The organism is Coriobacteriia bacterium (assembly GCA_013334745.1).
Classification (GTDB): domain Bacteria; phylum Actinomycetota; class Coriobacteriia; order Anaerosomatales; family JAAXUF01; genus JAAXWY01.
Window position 1 is genome coordinate 1 of the sequence record JAAXWY010000028.1, and the last position, 24,079, is coordinate 24,079.

Consider the following 24,079-nt stretch of genomic DNA (forward strand, 5'->3'; position numbering starts at 1 on the left):
CGAAGCTGTTCGCCGTTCCGGCCGCCGGATACGCGATCTCGAGCTCGTCGAGAATCGCCGAGAAGCGCTTGCGGTCCTCGGCGAGGTCAATGGCCTCAGGCGCGGTGCCGAGGATCGGTACGCCGGCCTGCTCGAGCGCGTTGGCGAGCTTGAGCGGCGTCTGTCCACCGAAGGTCACGACCACGCCCGCGGGCTGCTCGGCGTCGACGATATCCATGACGTCTTCGAACGTGAGCGGCTCGAAGTAGAGGCGGTCGCTCGTGTCGTAGTCGGTCGAGACTGTCTCGGGGTTGCAGTTGACCATGATCGTCTCGTAGCCGAGGTCGGAAAGCGCGTACGCCGCATGCACGCAGCAGTAGTCGAACTCGATGCCCTGTCCGATACGGTTGGGCCCGGCGCCGAGGATCATCGCTTTGGGCTTGTCGCAGGGGGCGACCTCGTCCTCATCTTCGTAGGTCTTGTAGTAGTACGGCGTGAATGCTGCGAACTCGGCGGCGCACGTGTCGACCGACTTGAAGGTCGGCTTCACGCCGAGCGCCTTGCGCACCGCGCGCACGCTCGCCTCGGTGGCGCCCGTGAGAAACGCGATCTGCACATCTGAGAGGCCCATGCGCTTGGCGGCGCGGATGTCCTCGGCGTTGAGCGTGTCGAGCGTGCGTCCGCGCAGCTCGTTCTCGGCGGCGATCATCTTCTCGATGCGGTGCAGGAACCACGGGTCGATGCGGGTGATCTCGAAGATGTCCTCGACGCTGCGACCACGACGGAACGCCTCGGCGACGTAGAAGAGACGGTTCTCGTTGGGCACGGCGAGGTGCTCGTCGAACTTGTGCTCCTCGAAGTAGTCCTTGCCGTCGCTGCCCAGCCCCGCTCGGCCGTTCTCAAGCGAGCGGAACGCCTTGCCGAGCGCTTCTTCGAAGGTGCGGCCGATGGCCATCGCCTCGCCCACCGACTTCATGCGGGTGGTCAGCGTCTCATCGGTGCCGCGGAACTTCTCAAACGCCCAGCGCGGGACCTTGACCACGGTGTAGTCGATGCTCGGCTCGAAGCACGCGGGCGTCTCACGCGTGATGTCGTTATCGATCTCGTCGAGCGTGTAGCCCACTGCGAGCTTTGCGGCGATCTTGGCGATCGGGAAGCCGGTCGCCTTGGACGCGAGTGCTGAGGAGCGCGACACGCGCGGGTTCATCTCGATGACGGTCATGCGGCCGTTGGCCGGGTTGACCGCGAACTGCACGTTGGAGCCGCCGGTCTCGACGCCGATCTCGCGCAGAATCGCGATCGACGCATCGCGCATCGTCTGATACTCGCGGTCGGTGAGCGTCTGAGCAGGCGCGACGGTGATGGAGTCGCCCGTATGCACGCCCATGGGGTCGACGTTTTCGATGGAGCACACGATCACCGCGTTGTCGTTGACGTCGCGCATGACCTCCATCTCATATTCTTTCCAGCCGATGACGCTCTCCTCGATGAGGACTTCGCCGATCGGTGACAGCGCCACCCCGTGGGAGACGATCTCGCGCATCTCATCGATGTTGTATGCGATACCGCCACCGGCGCCACCCATCGTGAAGCTGGGGCGCACAACACACGGCAGACCTATGTCGGAGACCATTCGCTCTGCATCGGCGACCGAGTACGCGTAATCGCCGCGCGGCACGTCGAGGCCGATCTTCTCCATCGCCTCGGCGAAGAGCTTGCGGTCCTCGCCCTTCTTGATGACGTCGAGCTTCGCACCGATGAGCTCCACGCCCCACTTCTCGAGGATCCCCGCCTCGGCGAGCGCAACCGCGCAGTTCAGACCCGTCTGACCGCCCAGCGTGGGTAGCAAGGCGTCGGGCCGCTCGGCGGCGATGACCTTCTCAACGAACTCGGGCGTGATCGGCTCGACGTAGGTGCGGTCGGCCAGCTCCGGGTCGGTCATGATCGTGGCGGGGTTGCTGTTGACGAGCACGACCTCGAACCCGTCGTCACGCAGCACCTTGCACGCCTGCGCGCCGGAGTAGTCGAACTCGCAGGCCTGGCCGATGACGATCGGGCCGGAGCCGATGACGAGGATCTTGTTGATGTCGGTGCGGCGGGGCATGTGACTCCTGTTGGCTGTCGGTGGACTTACGGCTGAACGACGACCGGGCAGGGCGCCTCTCGGAGCAGCTCGAGCGACAACCCGCCGAGCATGACCTGGCGAAGCGCACCTCGGCCGTACTGGCCGGTGATGCAACCGGTCGCGCCGGACTCGGCGAGGTACGCGAGCACGACCTCGGCCGGCTCGCCCACGCGGATCTCGGTACGGGCCTCGACGCCGTGACCCTCGGCGATGGCGAGCAGGCCGCGCATCATGACCTCGGCGTTGCGGGCGTCTTCCTCGCTTGCGTCCGGAGAGAGCACGTGCAGTGCGGTGACGTAGTCGATCGCGTCTGCGGGTCGCTCGACCGCCGAGAGCCACGCACGCGTCGCCGCCGCGGAGAAGTCGGTGGGGACCACGAGACGCTTGGCGAAGTCGTGCGACAGCATGAGCGGATCATCGACCGACTCGAGCAGGTCGTAGCGCACGGTCATCGTGCGGACCTTGCCCGAGGCGAACAGCCGCTCGGAGACCGACCCCGCGAACAGGGCGTCGACGACCGACTTGCCCGAAGTGCCGCAGCAGATCACGTCGATGTCGGCCTGCTCGGCGAGTGCGAGGATGCATTCGATGCGGTCACCCGTGACCACGCGCATCTCGACCTGCATCGAGCAACCGGCCATCGCCGATGCGGCCATGGCCGCGAGGCGCTCTCTCGCGCGGTCGACCTCGGCGGCGACGACAGGAGCCTCGAGGCCCGATGAGTCGACCGCGGTGACGATGAGCACTTTCTGGACGGACTGCACCGAAAGCCCGCACACGTAGCGCAGGACCTTCTCGTCTCGGGCATCGAGCCCGACCGGAACGAGCATGGAACTGATGGACATCTTGCTTCCCCCTATTCCGGAGCGTTCAGGTAGTCGGCAGTGCCGTCCATGAGGCGCGTGAACGCGCCGAAGAGGTATCGCGCATCGTGCGGACCGGGCGCGGCCTCCGGGTGGTACTGCACCGAGAACGCCGGCTTGTCGAGCAGCCGGATTCCCTCGGTGGTCATGTCGTTCAAGTTGACGTGGGTCAGCTGTACACGGCCAAACCGCTCCGAGGTCACGACCGGCGCGACGCCCGCCTTCACCCACGCGCCGATGTCAGCGGCATCAAGCACCAGGCCGCCCGACGCCTCGACATCGAGTGCTCCGATGGACGCGAAGTCGACGCAGAAGCCGTGATTCTGGCTCGTGATCTCGACGCGGCCGTTGAGCAGGTTCATGACCGGCTGGTTACCGCCTCGGTGACCGTACTTGAGCTTGTAGGTGTCAGCGCCCACCGCCAGCGAGAGCATCTGGTGCCCGAGGCATATCCCGAACACCGGCTTGACGCCGATAAGGTCGCGCAGCGTGCCGTAGAGGTACCCGACCGCAGACGGATCGCCCGGGCCGTTGGCGAGGAACACGCCGTCCGGGTCGAGCGCCAAGACCTCCTCGGCTGAAGCGGTGGGCGGAAGAACGAGCAGCTCACAGCCTGACTCGGAGAGACGGCGCAGGATGTTGTACTTGATACCCGAGTCCATCGCCACCACGCGGTAGCGTGCGGTTACCGGCAGAACACCGGTATCGACCGGCAGCTCGCAGCCGGGCGGCATTTCGGAGCCCCACGTGTAGCCGGCCGGCGTGGCGACCTCACCAACGAGGTCCCTGCCGACAAGACCCGGCGCGGCGGCGGCTTTCGCAACGAGAGACGCGGTGTCGAGGTCGGTCGTCGAGATCACGGCCCGCATCGCACCACACTCGCGAAGGTGGCGGGTGAGGCGGCGGGTGTCGATGCCCTCGATGGCGACGATGCCACGCTCGGCGAGGAACGCCGGCAGGCTGGACTCGGAGCGCCAGCTTGATGGCTCATCGCACATCTCGCGCACGACGAAGCCCTTCGCGAACACACCCCGCGACTCCATGTCAGCGCCGTTGACGCCGTAGTTGCCGATGTGCGGCATGGTCATCGTGACGATCTGCCCGGCGTAGCTGGGGTCGGTCAGGATCTCCTGATAGCCGGACATCGAGGTGTTGAAGCACAGCTCACCGCCGGCCTCGCCGTCAGCGCCGCAGGAGTACCCGGGAAAGACGGTGCCGTCTTCGAGCGCGAGCAGGGCTTGTGAACGCGACACTAGTCGACCACCTTCCCGTTTCGAAGCACGATTCTGCCCCCCACGAACACCTCAGACGCTTTGCCCAGTAGTGTAGCCCGAAGGAACGCCGAGTTGGCCGACTTGCTCTCGAAGAACTCGGGCGTGACTTCGACTCTGGCCTCCGGGTCGATGACGGTCACGTCGGCGACGCTCCCGGCTTCGATCCGCACGTCATCGATGGCCAGCACCGTGCGCGGATTGACCGCCATCCAGCGAGCCACGTCCGACCAGCTCGCGAGCTTCTTTGCGATCAAGTTCGTGATCACGAGCGGGAGCGCGGTCTCAAGCCCGGTGCTGCCGAACGGAGCGACCTCGAACTCCAGCGCCTTCTCGTGCGGGCCATGCGGTGCGTGGTCGGTGGCGATGCAGTCGATGGTGCCATCCAGCAGGCCTGCGATGAGCGCTTCGCGGTCCGTGGCCGCACGAAGCGGCGGATTCATCTTCAGGTTGGTGTCGTAGTCGCCCGTGACCGCTTCCTCGTCGAGGAAGAGGTGGTGCGGCGTGACCTCGGCGGTCACGCGCAGCCCCTTGGCCTTGGCCTGGCGAACCAGTTCCACACTGCCTGCAGTCGAGATGTGCGCGACGTGCAGGCGGCAGCCGGTCAGCTCGGAGAGCCGGATGTCGCGCTGGATCATGATGTCCTCGGCGGCCGCCGGCCATCCGGGCAGGCCGAGCCGGGTCGAGATGACGCCCTCGTTGACCACGCCGCGCCCGACGAGCGCCTCGTCCTCGGTATGTGCGATCACCAGCGCATCGAACTGCTTCGCGTAGTCCATGATCAGGCGCATCATGCCCGAGTTCTGAACGCCCTCGCCGTCGTCGGAGAACGCGACCGCGCCTTCCGCGAGCATGTCGGCAACCTCGGTCAGCGCCTCGCCCTTCAGACCAACCGTGAGCGCGCCGATGGGGTGCACGCGAACCTTGCCGCGCTGCGCTGCGCGCTCCACGAGGAAGCGCACAGCGCTGCCCTCATCGCAGATGGGATTGGTGTTGGGCATCGCCGCGACCGCGGTGAACCCGCCGTGGGCCGCTGCGCGGGTGCCGCTTGCCACGTCTTCCTTGTACTCGAATCCCGGCTCGCGCAGATGCACGTGCATGTCGACCAGGCCCGGCATGACGATCTTCTCGGCACACTCGATGACCGTGGCGCCGGCGACCTTGAGGTCCTCGCCCACTTCGACGATGCGCCCGTCATCGATGACGACATCGCACACCGCATCGAGGCCGATGGCCGGATCGACGACCCGCCCGCCCCTAAGAAGCACTGGCATTGGCTTCACCTCCGAGAAGCAGGTACATCGCAGCCATGCGCACCGCGACACCCGCGTTGACCTGGTCGAGGATCATCGAGCGGCTCGAATCCGCCACCGCCGAGGAGATCTCGACGCCGCGGTTCATCGGGCCCGGATGCATGACGATCGCGTCGGGCTTCATCCTGGCGAGACGCGCCGAGTTCATTCCGAAGAGGTTCGCGTACTCGCGCACGCTCGGGAACGGCATGCCCTCAGCTCGCTCCATTTGGATACGCAACATGTAGGCGACGTCGAGCTCAGGCAGGACCTCGTCAAGTGAGGTCGCGACCTCGGCGCCGAGCGCCTCGGGTGCGGCCGGCAAGAGCGTCGGCGGTGCGATGACGATCGGGCGCGCGCCGACCATACGCAGCGCCGGCACGAGCGAGCCTGCGACACGCGAGTGGCTGATGTCGCCGACGATGCCCACCGTGAGCCCCTCAAGGCGACCGAGCTTCTCGCGCATCGTGAACAGGTCGAGCAGCGCCTGCGTCGGGTGCTGGTGCATGCCGTCGCCGCCGTTGATGATGTGCGCGTCCATGTGACGGGTGAGCAGGCGCGGTGATCCCGCGTACTTGTGGCGGATGATGACCAGGTCGCATGCCATCGCTGAGAGCGTCTCGGCGGTGTCGGCAAGCGACTCACCCTTCACCGTGGCGCTCGTCGATGCCGAGAAGTTCACGCCGTCAGCCGACAGGCGCTTGGCTGCGAGTTCGAAGCTCGTGCGCGTCCGGGTGCTCGGCTCGAGGAAGAGGTTGACGACGGTGCGGCCACGGAGTGTCGGCAGCTTCTTGATGCGACGCTCGTTGACCTCCTTGAACGACTCGGCGGTGTCGAGGATGAGTGCGATGTCCTCGGCGCTCAGGTCCTGGATGTCGATGATGTGACGAGTGGAGAGCATCTACGCTTCGCCCCCATCCACACGCTCGAGGATCTCGACGCTGTCGCGCCCGTCGGTGGTCTCGAAGTAGACCTTCACGCGCTCGCGACTCGACGAGGGCACATTCTTACCCACGAAGTCGGCGCGAATCGGCAGTTCGCGATGTCCGCGGTCGACGAGCACGGCCAGCTGGATCGAGCACGGCCGCCCGTAGTCCATGATGGCGTCCATCGCCGAGCGAATCGTGCGGCCGGTGAACAAGACGTCGTCGACGAGGATGATGTCCTTGCCCTCGACGTCGAAGGGGATGTCGGTGCGGTGCACCTCCGGGGAGAGCCGCATCGCGAGGTCATCGCGGTAGAAGCTGATGTCCAGCGTGCCGACGCTCACCTCGGCGCCCTCGATCTCGCGGATCTTCGCCGCGAGAATCTCGGCGAGCACTGCGCCTCGCGTGACGATCCCGACGAGCGCCAAGTTGCCTGCGCCCTTGTTCGACTCGAGGATCTCGTGCGCGACACGCGTTATCGCGCGCCCGATCGCCTCTGCATCCATGACGGTGGCTTTCGTGCGGTACTCCACCACGCACCTCCCGATACGAAAACGCCTCCCCGCCCGTGGGCAAGAGAGGCACGTCATCATCTGGGTGCGCGGGTGTGGCGGAGTGCGCCGATACCGTTGCGATATGAGTCTGCGTCCCTTGCCGGCCTCACGGGACCGGGCTTAAAGGTCGAACCGAGGGTACCCCAGCGCAACGGCGGAGACAAGCGGCCACTTCGCCGACGAATGCACGTACCGCCGGGGCTAGGGCTGGCGCCCCTTGGCGAGTTCGTCGAGAACCTCGTTGCCGGCGGCGGTGCGCCCGGCCGAGTATTCGTCGAGACCGCGCAGCCGCTTGCCGAGATCCTCCGGCGGTGGGTCGAGGAATGCCAGATGCTCGCCGGTCACCGGATGGTCCAATTCGAGGCGATACGCGTGCAAGAACTGCCGCTCCAGTCCCAGGTCGGCTTTGATCTTGCGCTGCCCGTAGACGGGATCACCCACGCACGGATGGTTGATGTAGGCCATGTGCACGCGGATCTGATGCGTGCGGCCCGTGTAGAGCTTGCATTCGAGCAGCGTGAACCCGTCGTCGAACCGACCGGCCTCGAAGCGTTCGAGAACGCGGAAGGTCGTGACCGACTGCTTAGCGGTCGTCGAGTCCGAAACCGCCATGCGCATCCGCTCGCGAGGATCCCGTCCGAGTGGCGCGTCGATGAGCCCGGTATCGGGAGCGATCCAGCCGTGCACGAGGGTGAGGTAGCGCCTGTCGACTGAGCGCACCTGGATCGCCTGCTGGAGTGTGATCTGTGAGGTGTCGTTCTTGGCCACCATCATCAGCCCGCTCGTGTCCTTGTCGAGCCGGTGCACGATGCCGGGCCTATCCTCGCCCTGCAGCGAACCGAGCTCATCGGAGTGAGCCAGGAGCGCGTGCACCAGCGTGCCCGTCCAGTTGCCCTCGGCGGGATGCACGACCAACCCCGCCTGCTTCGAGAGGATGATCATGTCGGAGTCTTCGTAGCGGATGTCGAGCGGGATGTCCTCGGGAACCAGGTCGCCGCGATCGTAGGGCGGCACTTCGACCTCGATGCGCTCCCCCGCCTTGACCGCATGCTTCTTGGGCGCGTTCTCGCCGTCGACCAACACGAGGCCGTCCTCGATGAGGCGCGCAGCGGCCGATCGGGATGCGATGTACTCGAAACCGCCGATGAGGGCGTCGAGCCGCATCCCGGCCTCATCGGGGGCAACGACGTGCTCGAAGTAGCCGGCGCTCACAGCGACGGATCCGTATCGGCGGGTGGGACAGCGGTGGCCTCGGAGAGCGATTCTGTCCGCGCGTCCACGGGCGTCTCATCAGGCATGAGGAACACGATCCAGAGGGCGAGCAGTGCCACGCCGCTGACGATCGCCATGTCGGCGATGTTGAACACGGGGAATTCAACGAAAGCGAACTCGAGGAAGTCGGTGACGCTGCCAAGAACCGCGCGGTCGATGAGATTGCCCAGCGCTCCCGCCGACACCAGCGCGAGTGCCACAACGACGAGCGGATGCGACGGCCGGGTCTTGAACCAGAACCCCGCCACGATGAGCAGCACGAATACCGAGGTGGCGATGAATACCGGCTGGAAGCCGGGCAGAAGCCCGAAGGCGGCGCCGACGTTCTGCACGAACAGCAGGTTGAGCGCGCCGGGCACGAGAGGGATGGACCGTCCCTCGAGCATGTTGGAGCGCACCACCCACTTCGCCACCTGATCGAGGACCAGGATGACCAGTGAGAGCGCTAGAAAGAGCCGACCGGGCCGCTTGAGCACTATCGCGTCTCTTCAGCTTGCTTGCAGGTGATGCACAGGCTGGCCGTGGGCACTGCCTCAAGGCGGGCGGCGGGAATCTCAGCACCGCAGCGACCGCACACGCCATAGGTTCCGGCATCGATTCGCGCCAAGGCGTCCCGAACGCGATCGAGCGCGTCGCGGTCGTTCTCCTCGAACGTCATATCCATTTCGCGCTCGAACGTCGCGGTACCTTGGTCGGCCATGTGGTCACGATAGGCATTCTCGCCCGTTGCCTCGGTGATGCTGTCCCGCTCTTCGCGGTCGAACTCGGCGATTTCCGCCTCGAGGCGCGCCAGATCCTCATGAAGCTGAGAGCGCAACTTCGCCCTCGTCGCATCGTCGATCATGGCGGCCTCCTTCTCGCGTGTGACTACGAGCGACCGGCACGCCGCTCGCGTCTGGGATTATCGGGATTGTACCACCGGGGAGCCGTTCTCAAGCGCCCCGCCGCAGGTCGTATGGGGTGTCTAGCCAATCGCCGAGAGCACATCGGCACATCGTGCGCAGACCTCGGGGAAGCGCGCATCGGCACCAAGTTCGCGGATGTTCCAGCAGCGCGGGCACTTCTCACCCGACGCCACCTCGATCGAAGCAGCAAGCTCATCGCCCTCGACGACACGCACGTCGGCCACGATGAAGAGCTCGGCGAGCGCACCGGCACCACGGGCCTCGAGCACGGCCTTGTCCTGCGCCGGCGCGGTCAGCACGACCGCCGCCTCCTGGCTCTTGCCGATGACCTTCTCGTTGCGCGCATCCTCGAGTGCCTTGGTGACCACTTCGCGCGCTTCGAGCACCGTCGCGTACCCGCTGAGCAGTGCGGCAGCATCCGACGAAACGGCCACGGTCGGCCAGTCGGTGAGCTGCACGCTGTCGGCGTCGCGAAGGCCTGCCGGCATGAACTGCCACACCTCTTCACAGGTGAACGTGAGCACGGGAGCCAGCACACGCACGAGCACACCGAGAATCTCGGTCAGCACCGTTTGCGCACTGCGTCGCGACGCGCTGGTCGCCCCGTCCGCGTAGAGGCGGTCCTTGAGCACGTCGAGATAGACCGACGACAGGTCGCCGACGTAGTCGTAGATCGTGCGGTAGACCATGTGGAAGCGCCACTCGTCGTAGTGGTTCGTCACCTTGCCGAGCAGCTCATCGAGTTGTGCGAGCGCGAACCGGTCGAGCTCAGGCATGTCCTCAGGCGTTACGCGATCGGTCGCAGGATCGAAGTCGTTCATGTTGGAGAGCAGGAACCGGAACGTATTGCGGATACGGCGGTATGCCTCACTCGTGCGGTCGAGAATCTCATCAGAGACGCTGACGTCCTGGCTGTAATCGGCTGAGGCGACCCACAGGCGCACGATATCGGCGCCCGACTTGGCCACAACGTCGATTGGCGAGATCACGTTGCCGATCGACTTGGACATCTTGCGCCCATCGCCATCGACGATGAATCCATGTGTGAGCACTTTGTCGAAGGGTGCAGCATCGTAGGCGCCAACGCTCGTGAGCAGGGACGACTGGAACCAGCCACGATGCTGGTCGCTTCCCTCGAGGTACATCGTTGCAGGACGGCTCAGCTCATCGCGGGGCTCGAGCACGCTCGTGTGCGAGACACCCGACTCGAACCAGACGTCGAGGATGTCGGTCTCGGGAGCCACCTCGGTGCCGCCGCAGTGCGGACAGGCCGTGTCGGCGGGCAGATACTCCGACGGCTGCTTGGTGAACCACGCGTCGGCACCCTCGGAGGCGAAGAGTGCTTCGACAGCCGCGAACGTCTCGGGTGTGGCGACAGTCTCGCCGCACTTCACACACTCGAACACCGGTATCGGCACGCCCCATGCCCGCTGCCGGCTGATGCACCAGTCGGGACGGTCGCCGACCATGCCGGCCATGCGGTTAACGGACCAACCCGGTATCCACTCGACGCGTTCGATCTCACGCATCGCGGAGTCGCGCAGTCCGGTCTTGTCCATCGAGACGAACCATTGGTCCGTAGCACGGAAGATGACCGGCTGCTTGCAGCGCCAGCAGTGGGGATAGCTGTGGTCGATCGCACGGGCCGCTACGAGCATGCCGCGATCACGAAGCCACTCGATGATGATCGGATTCGCCTCGTCGACCGACAGGCCCACGAAAGGTCCGCCACCTTGGTCGAACACGCCGTTGTCGTCGACCGGCATGGGCATCGGCAACCCGAACTTCATGCCCACCAGGTAGTCGTCTTCGCCGTGGCCCGGAGCGGTGTGCACTGCGCCGGTACCTGTGGAGAGCTCGACATGATCGCCCGTGATGATGACGCCCTCGACACCCTCATGGATGGGCTGAGCGTACTTGAGCCCGGCAAGTTCGCAGCCCTTGACCTTCGGGCCGACCGTCATGACCGGTGACTCACTTTCGCCCCACCCTGCAACCTCCGAGACGACCGCCACGAGCTCCTCGGCCATGACGAGTACACAGCCGTCGTCGAACTTCACGCCCACGTAGTCGGCGTCATCGGCAAGCGTGACGGCGACGTTGGCCGGAAGCGTCCACGGCGTCGTGGTCCAGATGAGCATCGAGACGTCACCCTCGGAGTCCCAGGGCGTCTGTGATGTGAACCTGAAGGCGACGTAGATGCTGTCGCTGCGCTCGTCCGAATACTCGATCTCAGCTTCAGCCAGAGCCGTATGGCAGCGCTTGCACCAGTGGATGGGCTTGCGGCCCTTGTAGATCTCGCCGCGCTCGTACATCTTCGCGAACACCTGCACGTCGCCGGCTTCGTAGCTGTGCTTGAGGGTGAGGTACGGGTCATCCCAGTCGCCTCGAACGCCTAGACGCTTGAACTCCTCGCGCTGCACATCGACGAACTCCAAGGCCCAGTCGCGACACAGTTCGCGCAGTTTCGCCTGCGAGATCTTCGCCATCTTCTCGGGCCCGAGCTTCTTCTCGACCTGGTGCTCGATCGGCTGGCCGTGGCAGTCCCAGCCAGGCACGTACGGGGCGTAGTGACCGCGCATCGACTTGTACTTGACGATGAGGTCCTTGAGCACCTTGTTGTAGCCGGTGCCCATGTGGATGTGGCCGTTCGCATACGGGGGGCCGTCGTGCAGGATGAACGGCTCGGCGCCTTCACGAATCTCGAGCGACCGGCGATACACATCGATCCGATTCCAGAACTCGATCTGCTCCGGTTCGCGCGCGGCCAGATTCGCTCGCATGGGGAAATCGGTCTGCGGCAGGTTCATGGTCTGCTTGTAGTCGTTACCCACGACGCCGTTCCTCTCCGCCCGCATCCATGCGGGCAAACAAAAAGCACGCTCGTCCCACGAATGCCGGGACGAAGCGCGCTAACGAAATCGCTCCGCGGTACCACCCAGCTTGCGTCGGCTCACACTCTTCGAACCGCGCGCCACTCGGTCGCCTGGTAACGGTGGCATCCGTCGGAGTCTACTGGCGAGCCTACAGCAGGTCGCGTTCGGTCCAAGGCTGTTGGGGTGATGTTCGGCACTCGCGCGACCTGCGGGCTTTCACTGTCCCCGCTCGCTGTCAGGTGCGTGATGAGGGCCTACTCGTCCCCGTCGTAGCCGTTCTCGCACTGCTGCGGCGCGCTCTTGCGCCTCGCAGCCCGCCGATTATCGCCCAGCCGCATAAGCGCGGTCAAACGGGGCGGTGACTAGAAGAGCGCCTCATCGGGCTCGCCGAACGCATCGCGCACCGCCTCGGCGCTCACACCATCGATCGCAAGCGACTTGTGCCGCGACGTGTCTCCGCGCGCAACGCGCACCGAGGACTTGGGAACGCCGAGAGCCGCCGAGATGACCTTGCAGACGGCAGCATTCGCCTTGCCGCCCTCAGGAGCGACCGTCACGCGCACCGCCAACTCGCCACCACGCCACCCGATGACCTCGTCTCGGCCGGACTTGGGTGTCACGTGCACGGCAAGCGTGGCCATGAGGTGCTAGTCGATCTCCTCGATGTCGTGATCGTCCTCGCGCTCACCGAACGCGCCGAAGCCCGGCAGATTGAACTCGCCCGGCTCGACGAGCTTCACATCGGGCTCGAGATCGGGACCGGCCAACTCGCCGAGTGACACACTCTCGACGAAGCCCGGTGCGGGCGGCTCGGGAATCGGATCCATGGCGATCGTCGCCTGGTCGAAGAACTCGGCGGCTTCTGGCGCCGGCGAGGGCTCCGCGACCGCAGGTGCGACCGCTGCGACCGGCGCAGGTGTGACCGCAGCAGCGACAGGAGGAGCGACTGGCTGAGGGGCGGCCACGGGAGCGGCCATCGGCGGCGCGACCGGCGCCGGCTGGGAGGGCCGGACGGTAACCTCGCCGACGACGCCCTCGTCGGTCTCGCCGATCATCAGCGTGACGTCCTCGGGGAGCCTGATCTCGTTGATCGAGTGCAGCTTGTCCTCGAGGAGGGCCTTGTAGCGAGAACGGAACTCCTCCTCGGCCTGCTTGATGCGCACGAGCTCGTTGGCGATCGCCTGCTTGCGCTGCAATGCGTTGTGCACGATCTCCTTGGCCTTGAGCTCAGCATCTCGAAGCACCGCTTCGGCATCCGCGTCAGCCTTGCGGACCACGTCTTCTGCCGAACGCTGCGCCTGCAGTAGCGTTGCGTTGATCGACGTCTCGATGCGCTGGTAGTCGTGCACGCGGTCGTTGGCCGCCTCGAGCTTCTCGGCGAGGTCGATGTTCTCCTTGAAGAGACGCTCGAACTCATCGGCGACCTGATCGAGGAACCCGTCCACCTGCTCCTCGCTGTAGCCGCGGAGAGAATGGCCGAACTCCTTGTGATGGATATCGAGCGCCGTGAGCTTCATCGAACGTTCCTTCCAATCCGGGTGCTGCGGGACCGCTAGGTCGCGAGTGAGATCACTTGATACAGCAATGGCACGATAACAAAACGGATGACCAGGATGGCCGCCCAGGGCGAGAAATCAAAACCGGCGATCGGCGGAATGAGGCGCCTGAACAGGCCGACCCACGGTTCGACGACGCTACCGATGACCCCGTAGATGTCATAGAGCATCCCACGCATGGGGAACCACGACATGATCACGTACACGAAGATGAGCATCGTGTAGAAGCTCGCTACCGCCGAAACGATCTGGTAGGCGGTGTTCACGAGCCCAGCTCCTGCGAACGCTTGACGTTAGCAGCCACGGCCTGGGCGAACGCTGCCCGCAGGCCACCGGCCTCAAGCGCCTCGATCGCGGCGATCGTGGTGCCGCCGGGGCTCGAGACCCCGTCGATAAGCTCGGACGGGTGCTGCCCGGTCTCCTCGAGCAGCCGGGCGGTGCCGAGCATCGTCTGCACGGCGAGTGCCTGGGCGACGTCCCGCGGCAGACCCTGGCGCACGCCCGCGCGAGCCAGGGCATCGACCACGAGAGCGAAGTACGCGGGACCGGATCCGGAGATCGCGGTGGCGGCGTTCTGATACCGCTCGTCGACGACCACGGCGCGTCCGATCCGCGCGAACAGCGCCTCGACGGTCGCAATCTGCTCAGCGCTCGCCTCACCGCCTCCGCTGACCACCGCCATCCCCTCGCCCACCATCGCGGGCGTGTTGGGCATGACTCGGACAACTGCGGTCCCGGCGGGAAGCAACGATTCGATGCGGGCGGTCGAGAAGCCGGCGACGATCGAGACGACAAGTGCATCGCGGACCGACGAAGCGAGCGACGCGATGACGGCATCGGCGATCTGCGGTTTCACTGCGATCAGGATCACGTCGGCCGGCAGAGCCTGGGCGCCATCGGCCACACAGCGGACACCATGGGCCTGCTCAAGCGCGGTTCGGCGTGCATCGGCCGGCTCGGCAACAGTGACACGCTCGGGCACAATCGTCCCGGCTGCTATCAGCCCGCCGATAATGGCCTCGCCCATGCGCCCGCCACCGATGACGGCGAGCGTTCCTGGGAGGCTGTAGGTGTCACTCATGGTCACGTCTTCCGTAGTCACCCGGCCTACTCGCCCGAGTACAGACCGGTATCGCGCAACCGGCGGCGGTCGGCGTCACTCACGTCCACATTGTGCGGTGTCAGCATGAACACCTTGTCTGAAACCTTCTGCAGGCCACCATCGAGGCCGTATGTCAGCCCCGAAGCGAAGTCGAGCAGGCGCTTGGCAAGATCGGGCGACGTCATGGCCATGTTCATGATGACGGGCGTGCCCTGCTTGAACTTGTCAGCGATCGCCTGTGCCTCAGTGAAGCTCTTGGGCTCGACGATGTGCATCTTCATCTGGGCGCCAACCGGCGTCACAGACGACGCGCCGGTCGGAACACTGCGCAACGAACCGCCTGCGCGGGCACGGTCGAGGTCCGGGCCGCGATCGAGTCGGCGAACCGCGCCGGCAGAGGCACCCGAGCCGTACGGCGAGTCGCCACCGGCCCGACGCGGAGTGTAGACGTCCTCAGCCTGAGCAGGCTCGGCGTCGTAGTACTCCTCTTCCTCGTCGTCGTAGTACTCGTCGTCCCACTCATCTTCGAGTCCGAGGCGAACCTTCATTCGGTGCCAGAAGCTCACGGTTTTCTCCTCGTCGAGGTGCTATCGCCCGAAGATGGCGCCGCCGACCCGGACGATCGTCGACCCCTCTTCAACGGCAACTCGGAAATCGTTGCTCATTCCCATGGAAAGCTCGCTCAACTCTACACTATTGAGCGGCATCTCTCGTAGCGAATCACGCAGTTCGCGCAGCTCACGGAAGACCCAACGGGCGTCCTCAGGACGTCCGAACGGCGCCATCGTCATGAGTCCGCGAACCTCGACATTAGGCAGGTGCGACGCCTCGATGAGCGCCTCGCGAACGTCGGCGCACGCAAACCCGTGCTTCGTGCCCTCGCCCGAAACGTTGACCTGCAGCAAAACGCGCTGAACCAGACCGGCAGCCGCCGAGCGCTTCCCGATCTCGTCGAGAAGATGCAGCGAGTCGACGGAGTGGATGAGGCAGGCCCTACCGACGACGTCCTTGACCTTGTTAGTCTGCAGAGAGCCGATGAAGTGCCAGTTGGCGTCGGGGAACAGCCCGTACTTGCCGAGGAACTCCTGGACGCGGTTCTCACCGAAATCCGAGATCCCGGCGACCAGCGCGGAGCGGATATCGTCGATACCGACCGTCTTGGTGACGCCGACGATGGTGATGTCGCTGGGTGGACGACCCGCTATGTCGGCGGCGTCGGCTACCTGCCGCCGCACCGCCTCGTACCGGGACGCGACGGCGGCCACGGGGCTACTCCCCGATCGGCTCGGCCGCGTGCTCGCCGGCTCGTTCGCCGGTGATGAGGAAGGCCACCCGCTCGCCGATGTCGACCGCGTTGTCCGCGATGCGCTCAAGGTACCGGCTCGCCAGGACCATCGATGAGGCCCACTCGATGTCTTCCTCGTCATGCAGGCGGGCAAGCTCGCGGAAGAACTGCTTGTACAGGTGATCGATGGGCTCATCAAGCTCGGGCAACTTGAGCGCGAGCTCGAGGTCGCGCTTTTCGAGCGACTCACGAGTCGCATCGAGCACGCGATACACGAGATTGCCCTGCGCCTGAATGAGGTCGTACAGCGTCTGCGGACCACGACGGCCTGCGGTGCGCTTTGTCGCCTTCGCGATGTTGACGGAGAGGTCGGCCATGCGCTCGAGGTGGATCGCCATGTAGGCGAGCGACTGCAGCAGCCTCAGGTCACGGGCGACCGGGAACTGCGTCGCGATGATCTCGAGCACACGCTCCTCGACGCCCACGCAACGGGCATCGAGCTCCTTGTCTCCGGCGATGACCTGCTCGGCGAGATCGATGTCCCCGGCCACAAGCGACTGAACGCCCGTACGTGTCTGAACTCCAACGACTGCAAGAATGTCGACGACCTCGCCGTGGACCGACTTGAGTTCCTGTCTGAATTGTTCGCGCATATCTGGCTCCTCGGCGGTGGTGTGTATCTCGCGATTATAGCCGCAGGTTTCGTGCCGTTTGCTTCAAGGTTGTTACTTCGGTGATAACCCGATGCGCAGACGACTAGCCGAAACGACCGGTGATGTAGTCCTCGGTGCGCTTGTCGCCCGGACTCGTGAACAGCTCGTTCGTACGTCCGAACTCGACCAGAACCGCGGGCTCGCCGGCGACCTCCTGCAGGAAGAACGCGGTGAAGTCACTGACTCGCGCGGCCTGCTGCATATTGTGCGTGACGATGACGATTGTGACCGTGTCCTTGAGCTCGGCCATGAGGTCCTCGATCTTCTGGACCGAGGTGGGATCGATGGCCGAGCAGGGCTCGTCCATCAGGAGGACCTCCGGCTGCACAGCAAGAACACGCGCGATGCAGAGGCGCTGCTGCTGGCCACCGGACAAGGCGAGACCGTTCTTGCCAAGGATGTCCTTGACCTCTTTCCACAGGTTCGCGCGCTTGAGCGAATCCTCGACGATCGCGTCAAGGTCGGACTTCTTGCGAGTCCCCTGCAAGCGCGGCCCATAGGCCACATTGTCGTAGATCGACTGCGGGAACGGGTTCGGCTGCTGGAAGATCATGCCGACGCGCCTGCGAAGGTCGACGGGGTCGACGCCCTGACCGTAGATGTCGGCGCCATCGATGAGCATCGTTCCCTCTACCCGGGTGCCCGGGATCAGGTCGTTCATGCGGTTGATGCAGCGCAAGAACGTGGACTTGCCGCACCCAGACGGCCCGATGAACGCAGTCGTCGCGTGTTGGCTGATGTCGACCGTTATGCCCGTGAGCGCGTTGAAGTCCCCGTACCAGAAGTTCAGGTTCTTCACGTGGACCTTTGCGGGGCCGGTCTGCACGATACTGTGCGAACCAAGCGATACCGACATCTTCGTCACACCTTCCGAGAACGACGCAGGATCCACCGGGCGGACAGATTGAAGCCGAGGATCATCGCGATGAGGAGCAGGGCGGTTCCGAACGCGGCCGGCAGATTGATGCCTTCAACCGCGAGCAGGTACAGGTGAACGGTCATCGGGCGACCGGAGTCCAGCGGCGTAATGGGCAGGTTGACCGCTTGTCCCATCGTGTAGAGCACGACCGCCGTCTCGCCAACGGCGCGACCCATCGCGAGCACGATGCCCGTGATGATGCGCGGTGCTGCTGCGGGGAGCACGATCTTGCTCACCGTCTGCCACTTTGTCGCCCCCAGGCCGTAGGAGCCCCAACGCATGTACTTCGGCACCGAGCGAATCGCTTCTTCAGTCGCACGCATGATGATCGGCAGCATGAGCAGGGACAGCGCAAGTGCCGCCGAGATCATCGAGAGCCCCATCTGCATCGCCTCAACAAACAGGGCGAAGCCGAACAGGCCCATGACGATGGAAGGCACGCTGGCGAGCGAATCAGCCGCAAACCGGATGGTTGAGACGATCTTTCCCTGGAAGGCGTACTCGGCAAGGTAGACCGCGGCCAACACCGACACCGGCGTCGAGATGAGCATGGCGAGCGCCGTGACGTACACGGTCGAGACGATCGTCGGCCACACGCCGCCCTCGGCGTTGACGCCATGCGGCCAGGTGAAGATGAATGCTGGCGAGATGACCCGGATTCCGTTCCAGAAGACGTAAAGGAGCAGTGCGCCAAGAATCGCGACCGTCGTGCCGGCCATGACCCACAGCACGCCGACCGCAAGCTTGTCTGTCAGTCGCTTGTCCACGTTAATCCCTCAACTTCGACAAGAGCCTGACAGTTGCCACCAGCAGCATCGAGAACACGAACAGCATCGCCGCCATCGCAAAGAGCGCTGTCCGGTGAAGTCCGACCGCGTAGGGCATGTCCATGACGATCTGCGTCGTCATCGTGGAAAGTGGCGAGAAGATGTCTTGCGGGAACACCGGTGCGTTGCCGACCACCATGAGTACCGCCATGGTCTCCCCGATCGCCCGGCCCATGCCCAGGATGATCGCGTCGATGATTCCGATCTTGGCCGCAGGCACGACGACCTTGTAGATGGTCTGCCAACGCGTGGCACCCATGGCGAACGACGCCTCACGGATACCCTCAGGAATGGAACGCAGCGCGTCTTCAGACAGCGCAGCGATGGTGGGTACGATCATGATGCCGAGCACGATCCACGCGGTGAAGGCGCCGAAACCGAGCGTCCCTGTGAAGCGCGCGACAATCGCACGCACGAGGATGATCCCGAAGAAGCCGTAGACGACCGATGGCACTCCCGCAAGCAGCTCAACGGCCGGTCGCACGACAGCGCGCACCTTAGGCGACGCGACCTCCGAGAGAAAGACCGCGGTGCCCACAGCGAGTGGGGTCCCCAGCGCGAGTGCGCCAAGCGTGACGATCACCGAGCCGACGATGAGAGGCAGGATGCCGTAGAGCTCCTTGCTTGCCGACCACACACTGCCGGTGATGAACTTGCCGAAACCGTAGTCGGTGACGATCGGCCACGCTTTCCAGCCCACGAAGATGAAGATGAGCGCGACTGCGAGAACGAACGCGAACGCGCACGTGAAGAAGATCCCCTTGAGCGCGAGTTCCTTCAGGTAGGTCGACCTCGACACGAGCTGGAGGTTGCCGCGCTGCGGCGTGACAGGAGCGTCGCTCACTTGCCACCCCCCTCGGCGATGGGGATGAATCCCGCATCAACAACGACGCCCTTCTGCACGTCATCGGAGAGCACGAAATCGATGAAGTCCTTTGTCACGCCCTCTGGCGTGCCCTTCGTGAAGAAATGGAGCGTTCGTCCGACCGGGTAGGCCGACGTCCCGATGTTCTTCTCGGTCGGCGCGACTCCGTCGACGTCAATGGCCTTGACCTTCACGTTTGTGAACCGCGGTGTAACGAATCCTGCAGAGATGTAGCCGATGGCACCAGGCGCCCGGGCTACGACGTCACGCACCTGGCCCGTGCCCGGCAGCACGGCCGCGGCAGGGTCGAAGCTCACGTCACCCATCACGATCTTCTTGAAGGCCTCGCGCGTCCCCGACGCCTCGTCGCGGTTGACGAGCTGGATGTCTCTGTCCGCGCCGCCGACGTCGCTCCAGTTGGTGATCTTGCCCGAGAAGATGTCCTGAAGCTGTTCGGAGGTCAATCCGTCCACAGGGTTAGCCGGGCTGACTATGACCGCGATGCCGTCATAGGCGATGGGCGTGTCGACGAGCCCCAACTCCTCCTCCTCGGGCTTGAGGTCGCGTGATGAGGTGCCTACGTTCGCAGTGCCCGCGGACACAGCCTCGATACCAGCCGACGAACCGAGTCCAGAGACCAGTACCTGCGTGTCCGGATTCTCGTCGACGAACGCCTCGGCTGCCTGCTCGGCGATGGGAAGGATGGTCGTCGAACCACTCACGATCACCTTGGTGGATGCATCCTTGCCACCTGAACATCCGGCGATGCCGAGCAGCGCGATCAGAATCAGGGAGATAGCGGCGCAGCGCCCTAGAGTAGGCACGCGAACGCCGAATGGCGACCCGTGTGTCCGTCCTCGGAGCGGAACGAGTAGAACCGATCGATTGCCTCGGCGGTACACGTCCCGAGGCGTGCGATGTTGCACGGCGCAACTCCTGCATCGACGAGGCTGACAGTCACCGCCGCATCGAGGTCCAAACCCCCCGAATCGGCCCGGGCAACTGTACCAAAGGTGTTACAGAATTGCGACATGACTTCCTCGCCGACGGGATAGTGACACCCGCCGATATGGGGGCCTATGTAGGCGACGACCGCAGACGGGTCGCAGCTGGCCTCACGAGCCAGCATGACGGCGGCCTTTCCCGGTAGCGATGCGAGCGCACCGCGCCACCCTGCGTGCACGACGGCAACGCCACAGCCCGGAGCAGCCAGCACGACAGGAACGCAGTCGGCGAAGCAGAGCATCAGCGGCACCCCGCGCGTGCGGGTCACGAGCGCGTCCGTCGCGGGCACCGGCGCACGACCACCCGAGGCTCGCGATCCGCTTCCGGCACTGGTCTCGTCGACGATCTCGATCCGCTCGCCATGGACCTGCTCGGGGACTGTGAGTGCATCCCCGAAGTCGCCAAGACCAGCAGCCGCCAACAGTCGTGATCGATTCTCGTCCACGGCGATGGGGTCGTCGCCCACGTGGGCCGCGAGGTTGAGGGATGCGAACGGCGCCCCGCTCGTGCCGCCGCTCCGTTCAGAGAAGCCGATCACGGCGCCGGTTGCAGCAAGACCGGGGTCGGTCCAGAACCGCAGATCGCCCACTTCACGGCGCACAAGCACTGGCGAGATCAAGCGCACACCTCCCGAGAAAACAGGCGGCCCCTGTGGCGACGAGGTCCCGCCGTCGTCGCCACAGGGGCCAAACCGAAGAACGCAGAAGCGACGTGCTTAGAACGAACGCTTCTTCAGGAACGCAGGAATATCGAGCTCCTCTTCCGGCAGCGGGTCGAACGTCGGAACGCCCAGCGGCGTGCCGGCATCGTCGTCGTCGCCCACGGAGGCGAACTGCATCGTCTCCTGGCGCTTGCGGCCGTTGAATCCGGTCGCAATCACCGTGACGCGAATCTGATCCATCATCGAATCATCGATGACAGCACCAAAGATGATATTGGCGTCGGGCGCCGCAGCGGCAGCCACGACCTCGGCAGCCTCGTTGACCTCGAACAGACCGAGATCACTACCACCGCAGATGGAGAGCAGCACGCCCTGGGCGCCCTGGATGGATGACTCGAGCAGCGGGCTTGAGATTGCAGCGCTCGCGGCGTCATGCGCCCGGTTGTCGCCGGCGGCAAGGCCGATGCCCATGAGGGCGGAGCCTGCGTCGGCCATGATCGTGCGCACGTCGGCGAAGTCGAGGTTGATCAGGCCGGGGACCGTGATGAGGTCCGTGATGCCCTGAGTACCCTGGCGAAGAATGTCATCGGCGATGCGGAAGGCGTCAAGGATCGACGTCTTCTTCTCGGCAACCTGGAGCAGGCGATCGTTGGGGATGATGATGAGCGTGTCGACGACATCACCGAGACGCTTGATGCCGTCATCGGCCTGGAGCGCACGCTTGCGACCCTCAAACGCGAAGGGACGCGTAACGACACCGACCGTGAGAGCCCCAATCTCCTCCTTGGCGATCTGAGCGATCACCGGAGCAGCACCGGTTCCCGTGCCACCACCTTCGCCAGCTGTGACGAAGACCATGTCGGCACCCTGAAGCGCCTCCTTGATCTCACCGCGGTTCTCCTCAGCGGCCTGGAATCCAACGTCGGGATCGGCGCCGGCGCCGAGACCCTTCGTCAGGTTCACCCCGATGTGGACCTTGTAGTCGGCATCGGACATCAGAAGCGCCTGAGCGTCGGTGTTCACCGCGATGAACTCCACGCCCTTGACTCCCGCCTCAACCATACGGTTGATTGCGTTCGTCCCGCCTCCGCCGATACCCACGACTTTGATTACTGCTAGGTAATTTGCGCCCGTCTCGAGCATTGCTCGCCCTCCCCTGGGAGACCGGTCAGAGCTACAACTCTTAACCTCAGGTTGACCGTTACTGTACGGGTGGAACGCTCAATCTTCGCATAAACCTTATACAGAGTGCAATAGGGTTTCTCGGAATTCCTCGATGGGGCGCCAAGACAATGCAGACCTGAGCACGTTTGCGCTGCTAGTTACCTGAATCAAGCCCTCGCCACGTGGGCCTGTTCACAACCCTCACGTTGACATATACAACGTTCTTGTTCTGGTTGAGGATTGCTTGAGCAACGGTCGACTTCTTCGCGATGTCCTCGGCGCTGCCGACAAAGACCTGCACACCCCGCGGCAGAATGAGCGCCGTCTTGTCCACCGTCGGGGCCGAAACGGTGCGGACTTTGGCTCGCAGGTCGGCACCTAACCCGCCAATGACCGCAAGCGCGTTGGCGAGCTCCGGTGAATCGGTGGTGGTGCCCGGCGTTGGCTTGAGCGCCTCGATGTCGCGAACAACCGGTAGCGTGCCGGAGGCCTCCCCCGAGCTCTTGCCCAGCCACACACCCGAGCCATCGATCAGCCATATGCTCGTGCCTCCGGCATCGACAATCGCAGCGGGCGTGCGCTCCGTGATCGATATCTCCAAGGCGTGTGGGAAGCGTGCCATCACCCGCGCATCAGCAATCCACGGGTCCGCGAGGAGCCGCTTGACGATGGCCTTGCGCGGAAGTCGCGTGAGCGTCGCACCCGCAGGGACCGCAGCCTCTGCCAGCACCTGCGCCGACGTCAGTCGTTTGACTCCCGAGACCGTCACGGAGTCCACCGAGAAGAACGGCGCACGCCACAATGCAACGAGTCCGGCAAGAATGGCTACGGCCGCGACCACGAGCGCGGCACCGATGAACCACCGGCGTCGGGCGGCGATGCGCAGTCGGATCTCACGCTCATCCCGCTTGGCGTGGGCGAGCCGCGCACCGGGGCCTTTGGCCTTGCGCTTGGGGGTCCTGTCGGACTTCGGCCCCGTGCGCCTGCGCTCCGACTCAACCTCCGGCTTGTCCTTCTTGTAGCGCACCCGGACCGTTTCTGTGGCACCGATGACGACTCGCTTACGACCCGTCGAACGACCCGAGGAACCGGACTTCCGGTGTGAGTTCGATGCCATACGCCTCCTTCACGGTGTCGCGAATGAGACGGACCAGCGCAACGACGTCGGCGGCTGTCGCACCGCCGGCGTTGACGATGAAGTTCGCATGCACGTCCGAGACCAGCGCACCGCCGATCCGCGCGCCCTTCAGTCCGGCGGCCTCGATGAGACGCCCGGCCGAGTCGCCTTCCGGGTTCACGAACACGCTGCCCGCGCTCGGCATCGACAGAGGCTGGCTGCGCTTCCTGCGGCGCAAGCTCGCCTCCATTGTGCGTCGGATATGATCGACGTCGCCTTGGGCGACGCGCAGCGCCGCCTCGACGATGATGCCGCGACCCATCAGGCCGCTTGTCCGATAGCCCCACGCTATCTCGGGGCCGCGAACGCCAAGCAATCCCTGCCCGGGCACGAACAGCGTGACGGATTCGACGATCTCGCCGATCCACTGTTCCCGGCTACCAGCGTTCATGGCGAGCGCCCCGCCGAGAGTCCCGGGGATGCCGACCGCGAACTCGAGTCCGGTGCAGCCCTCGGAGAAGGCGTCGCGGACGATGGCAGCCAGAATCACTCCTGCCCCCGCTCGGAGCCTCTCGCCTTCGAGCGCGTGGCGCTTGAAGTCGCGACCAAGGGTGATGACGGCTCCAGCGTATCCTGTATCGGAAGCGAGGACGTTGCTGCCCTTGCCGAGAACGCGCCAGTCGACGCCCTCCTCGGCGAGCACGTCGGTGGCAAGCGTGATGTCGGCCACGGTCGCGCACTCGACGAAGAGGGCTGCCGGGCCGCCGATTCGATAGGTGGTGTGGCGCGCCATCGCCTCATC

25 protein-coding genes are annotated in these 24,079 nt (G+C 64.8%); all 25 read right to left on the reverse strand.

What is annotated here, in order from left to right; genetic code table 11:
• A partial coding sequence (gene carB, locus HGB10_07970) for a carbamoyl-phosphate synthase large subunit (GenBank protein NTU71737.1) occupies window positions 1-2,083 on the reverse strand: 2,083 nt, incomplete at its 3' end.
• A 26-nt stretch (window positions 2,084-2,109) separates the two neighbouring features.
• Window positions 2,110-2,949, reverse strand: coding sequence for a universal stress protein (locus HGB10_07975; GenBank protein ID NTU71738.1), 840 nt, complete (start codon window positions 2,947-2,949; stop codon window positions 2,110-2,112).
• Window positions 2,950-2,960: 11 nt separating this feature from the next.
• A complete protein-coding gene (gene carA, locus HGB10_07980; GenBank protein ID NTU71739.1) occupies window positions 2,961-4,202 on the reverse strand; it encodes a glutamine-hydrolyzing carbamoyl-phosphate synthase small subunit in 1,242 nt (413 codons plus the stop codon).
• A gap of 17 nt (window positions 4,203-4,219) precedes the next feature.
• Window positions 4,220-5,512: a dihydroorotase gene (locus HGB10_07985; GenBank protein ID NTU71740.1), complete on the reverse strand. Its 1,293-nt coding sequence runs from the start codon at window positions 5,510-5,512 to the stop codon at window positions 4,220-4,222.
• Complete coding sequence (locus HGB10_07990) at window positions 5,496-6,431, reverse strand: aspartate carbamoyltransferase catalytic subunit (protein NTU71741.1); 936 nt, start codon at window positions 6,429-6,431, stop codon at window positions 5,496-5,498. The genes HGB10_07985 and HGB10_07990 overlap by 17 nt, the downstream gene beginning before the upstream one ends.
• Entirely contained in the window at window positions 6,432-7,046 is a 615-nt protein-coding gene (gene pyrR / locus HGB10_07995) for a bifunctional pyr operon transcriptional regulator/uracil phosphoribosyltransferase PyrR (GenBank protein ID NTU71742.1), read from the reverse strand.
• 165 nt (window positions 7,047-7,211) lie between these two features.
• A complete protein-coding gene (locus HGB10_08000) occupies window positions 7,212-8,174 on the reverse strand; it encodes an RluA family pseudouridine synthase (GenBank protein ID NTU71743.1) in 963 nt (320 codons plus the stop codon).
• Window positions 8,175-8,218: 44 nt separating this feature from the next.
• Window positions 8,219-8,758, reverse strand: a complete 540-nt coding sequence (gene lspA, locus HGB10_08005; protein NTU71744.1) for a signal peptidase II — start codon at window positions 8,756-8,758, stop codon at window positions 8,219-8,221.
• A complete protein-coding gene (locus HGB10_08010) occupies window positions 8,758-9,126 on the reverse strand; it encodes a TraR/DksA family transcriptional regulator (protein NTU71745.1) in 369 nt (122 codons plus the stop codon). Before HGB10_08010 ends, lspA begins: the two co-directional genes overlap by 1 nt.
• Window positions 9,127-9,246: 120 nt before the next feature.
• Window positions 9,247-12,021, reverse strand: a complete 2,775-nt coding sequence (ileS, locus tag HGB10_08015) for an isoleucine--tRNA ligase (GenBank protein ID NTU71746.1) — start codon at window positions 12,019-12,021, stop codon at window positions 9,247-9,249.
• A 404-nt stretch (window positions 12,022-12,425) separates the two neighbouring features.
• On the reverse strand, window positions 12,426-12,704 hold the full coding sequence (locus tag HGB10_08020; protein NTU71747.1) for a DUF167 domain-containing protein: 279 nt from the start codon (window positions 12,702-12,704) through the stop codon (window positions 12,426-12,428).
• Between the two features lie 6 nt (window positions 12,705-12,710).
• Window positions 12,711-13,580 carry a DivIVA domain-containing protein gene (locus HGB10_08025; protein ID NTU71748.1) on the reverse strand — a complete coding sequence of 290 codons (870 nt, stop codon included), beginning with the start codon at window positions 13,578-13,580 and terminating at the stop codon, window positions 12,711-12,713.
• Window positions 13,581-13,615: 35 nt separating this feature from the next.
• Window positions 13,616-13,837: a YggT family protein gene (locus tag HGB10_08030; GenBank protein NTU71749.1), complete on the reverse strand. Its 222-nt coding sequence runs from the start codon at window positions 13,835-13,837 to the stop codon at window positions 13,616-13,618.
• Window positions 13,838-13,881: 44 nt separating this feature from the next.
• Window positions 13,882-14,700 (reverse strand): pyrroline-5-carboxylate reductase, encoded by an 819-nt coding sequence (proC, locus tag HGB10_08035; GenBank protein NTU71750.1) that lies wholly within the window; start codon window positions 14,698-14,700, stop codon window positions 13,882-13,884.
• A 26-nt stretch (window positions 14,701-14,726) separates the two neighbouring features.
• The gene (locus HGB10_08040) at window positions 14,727-15,287 is read right to left on the reverse strand and encodes a cell division protein SepF (GenBank protein ID NTU71751.1); all 561 of its coding nucleotides are present in this window, start codon (window positions 15,285-15,287) and stop codon (window positions 14,727-14,729) included.
• A 21-nt stretch (window positions 15,288-15,308) separates the two neighbouring features.
• Window positions 15,309-15,956 carry a YggS family pyridoxal phosphate-dependent enzyme gene (locus HGB10_08045; protein NTU71752.1) on the reverse strand — a complete coding sequence of 216 codons (648 nt, stop codon included), beginning with the start codon at window positions 15,954-15,956 and terminating at the stop codon, window positions 15,309-15,311.
• 34 nt (window positions 15,957-15,990) lie between these two features.
• Window positions 15,991-16,659: a phosphate signaling complex protein PhoU gene (gene phoU / locus HGB10_08050; GenBank protein ID NTU71753.1), complete on the reverse strand. Its 669-nt coding sequence runs from the start codon at window positions 16,657-16,659 to the stop codon at window positions 15,991-15,993.
• Window positions 16,660-16,762: 103 nt separating this feature from the next.
• Window positions 16,763-17,575 (reverse strand): phosphate ABC transporter ATP-binding protein, encoded by an 813-nt coding sequence (pstB, locus tag HGB10_08055; GenBank protein ID NTU71754.1) that lies wholly within the window; start codon window positions 17,573-17,575, stop codon window positions 16,763-16,765.
• A gap of 5 nt (window positions 17,576-17,580) precedes the next feature.
• Window positions 17,581-18,357: a phosphate ABC transporter permease PstA gene (gene pstA, locus HGB10_08060; protein ID NTU71755.1), complete on the reverse strand. Its 777-nt coding sequence runs from the start codon at window positions 18,355-18,357 to the stop codon at window positions 17,581-17,583.
• A gap of 49 nt (window positions 18,358-18,406) precedes the next feature.
• Window positions 18,407-19,246, reverse strand: coding sequence for a phosphate ABC transporter permease subunit PstC (gene pstC, locus HGB10_08065; protein ID NTU71756.1), 840 nt, complete (start codon window positions 19,244-19,246; stop codon window positions 18,407-18,409).
• 59 nt (window positions 19,247-19,305) lie between these two features.
• Window positions 19,306-20,127 (reverse strand): phosphate ABC transporter substrate-binding protein, encoded by an 822-nt coding sequence (locus HGB10_08070; GenBank protein NTU71757.1) that lies wholly within the window; start codon window positions 20,125-20,127, stop codon window positions 19,306-19,308.
• A 14-nt stretch (window positions 20,128-20,141) separates the two neighbouring features.
• Window positions 20,142-20,954 carry a laccase domain-containing protein gene (locus HGB10_08075; protein ID NTU71758.1) on the reverse strand — a complete coding sequence of 271 codons (813 nt, stop codon included), beginning with the start codon at window positions 20,952-20,954 and terminating at the stop codon, window positions 20,142-20,144.
• 96 nt (window positions 20,955-21,050) lie between these two features.
• Complete coding sequence (gene ftsZ / locus HGB10_08080; GenBank protein ID NTU71759.1) at window positions 21,051-22,139, reverse strand: cell division protein FtsZ; 1,089 nt, start codon at window positions 22,137-22,139, stop codon at window positions 21,051-21,053.
• 175 nt (window positions 22,140-22,314) lie between these two features.
• A complete protein-coding gene (locus tag HGB10_08085; protein ID NTU71760.1) occupies window positions 22,315-23,277 on the reverse strand; it encodes an FtsQ-type POTRA domain-containing protein in 963 nt (320 codons plus the stop codon).
• Window positions 23,222-24,070, reverse strand: a complete 849-nt coding sequence (gene murB, locus HGB10_08090; protein ID NTU71761.1) for a UDP-N-acetylmuramate dehydrogenase — start codon at window positions 24,068-24,070, stop codon at window positions 23,222-23,224. The genes HGB10_08085 and murB overlap by 56 nt, the downstream gene beginning before the upstream one ends.
• Window positions 24,071-24,079: the final 9 nt, after the last annotated feature.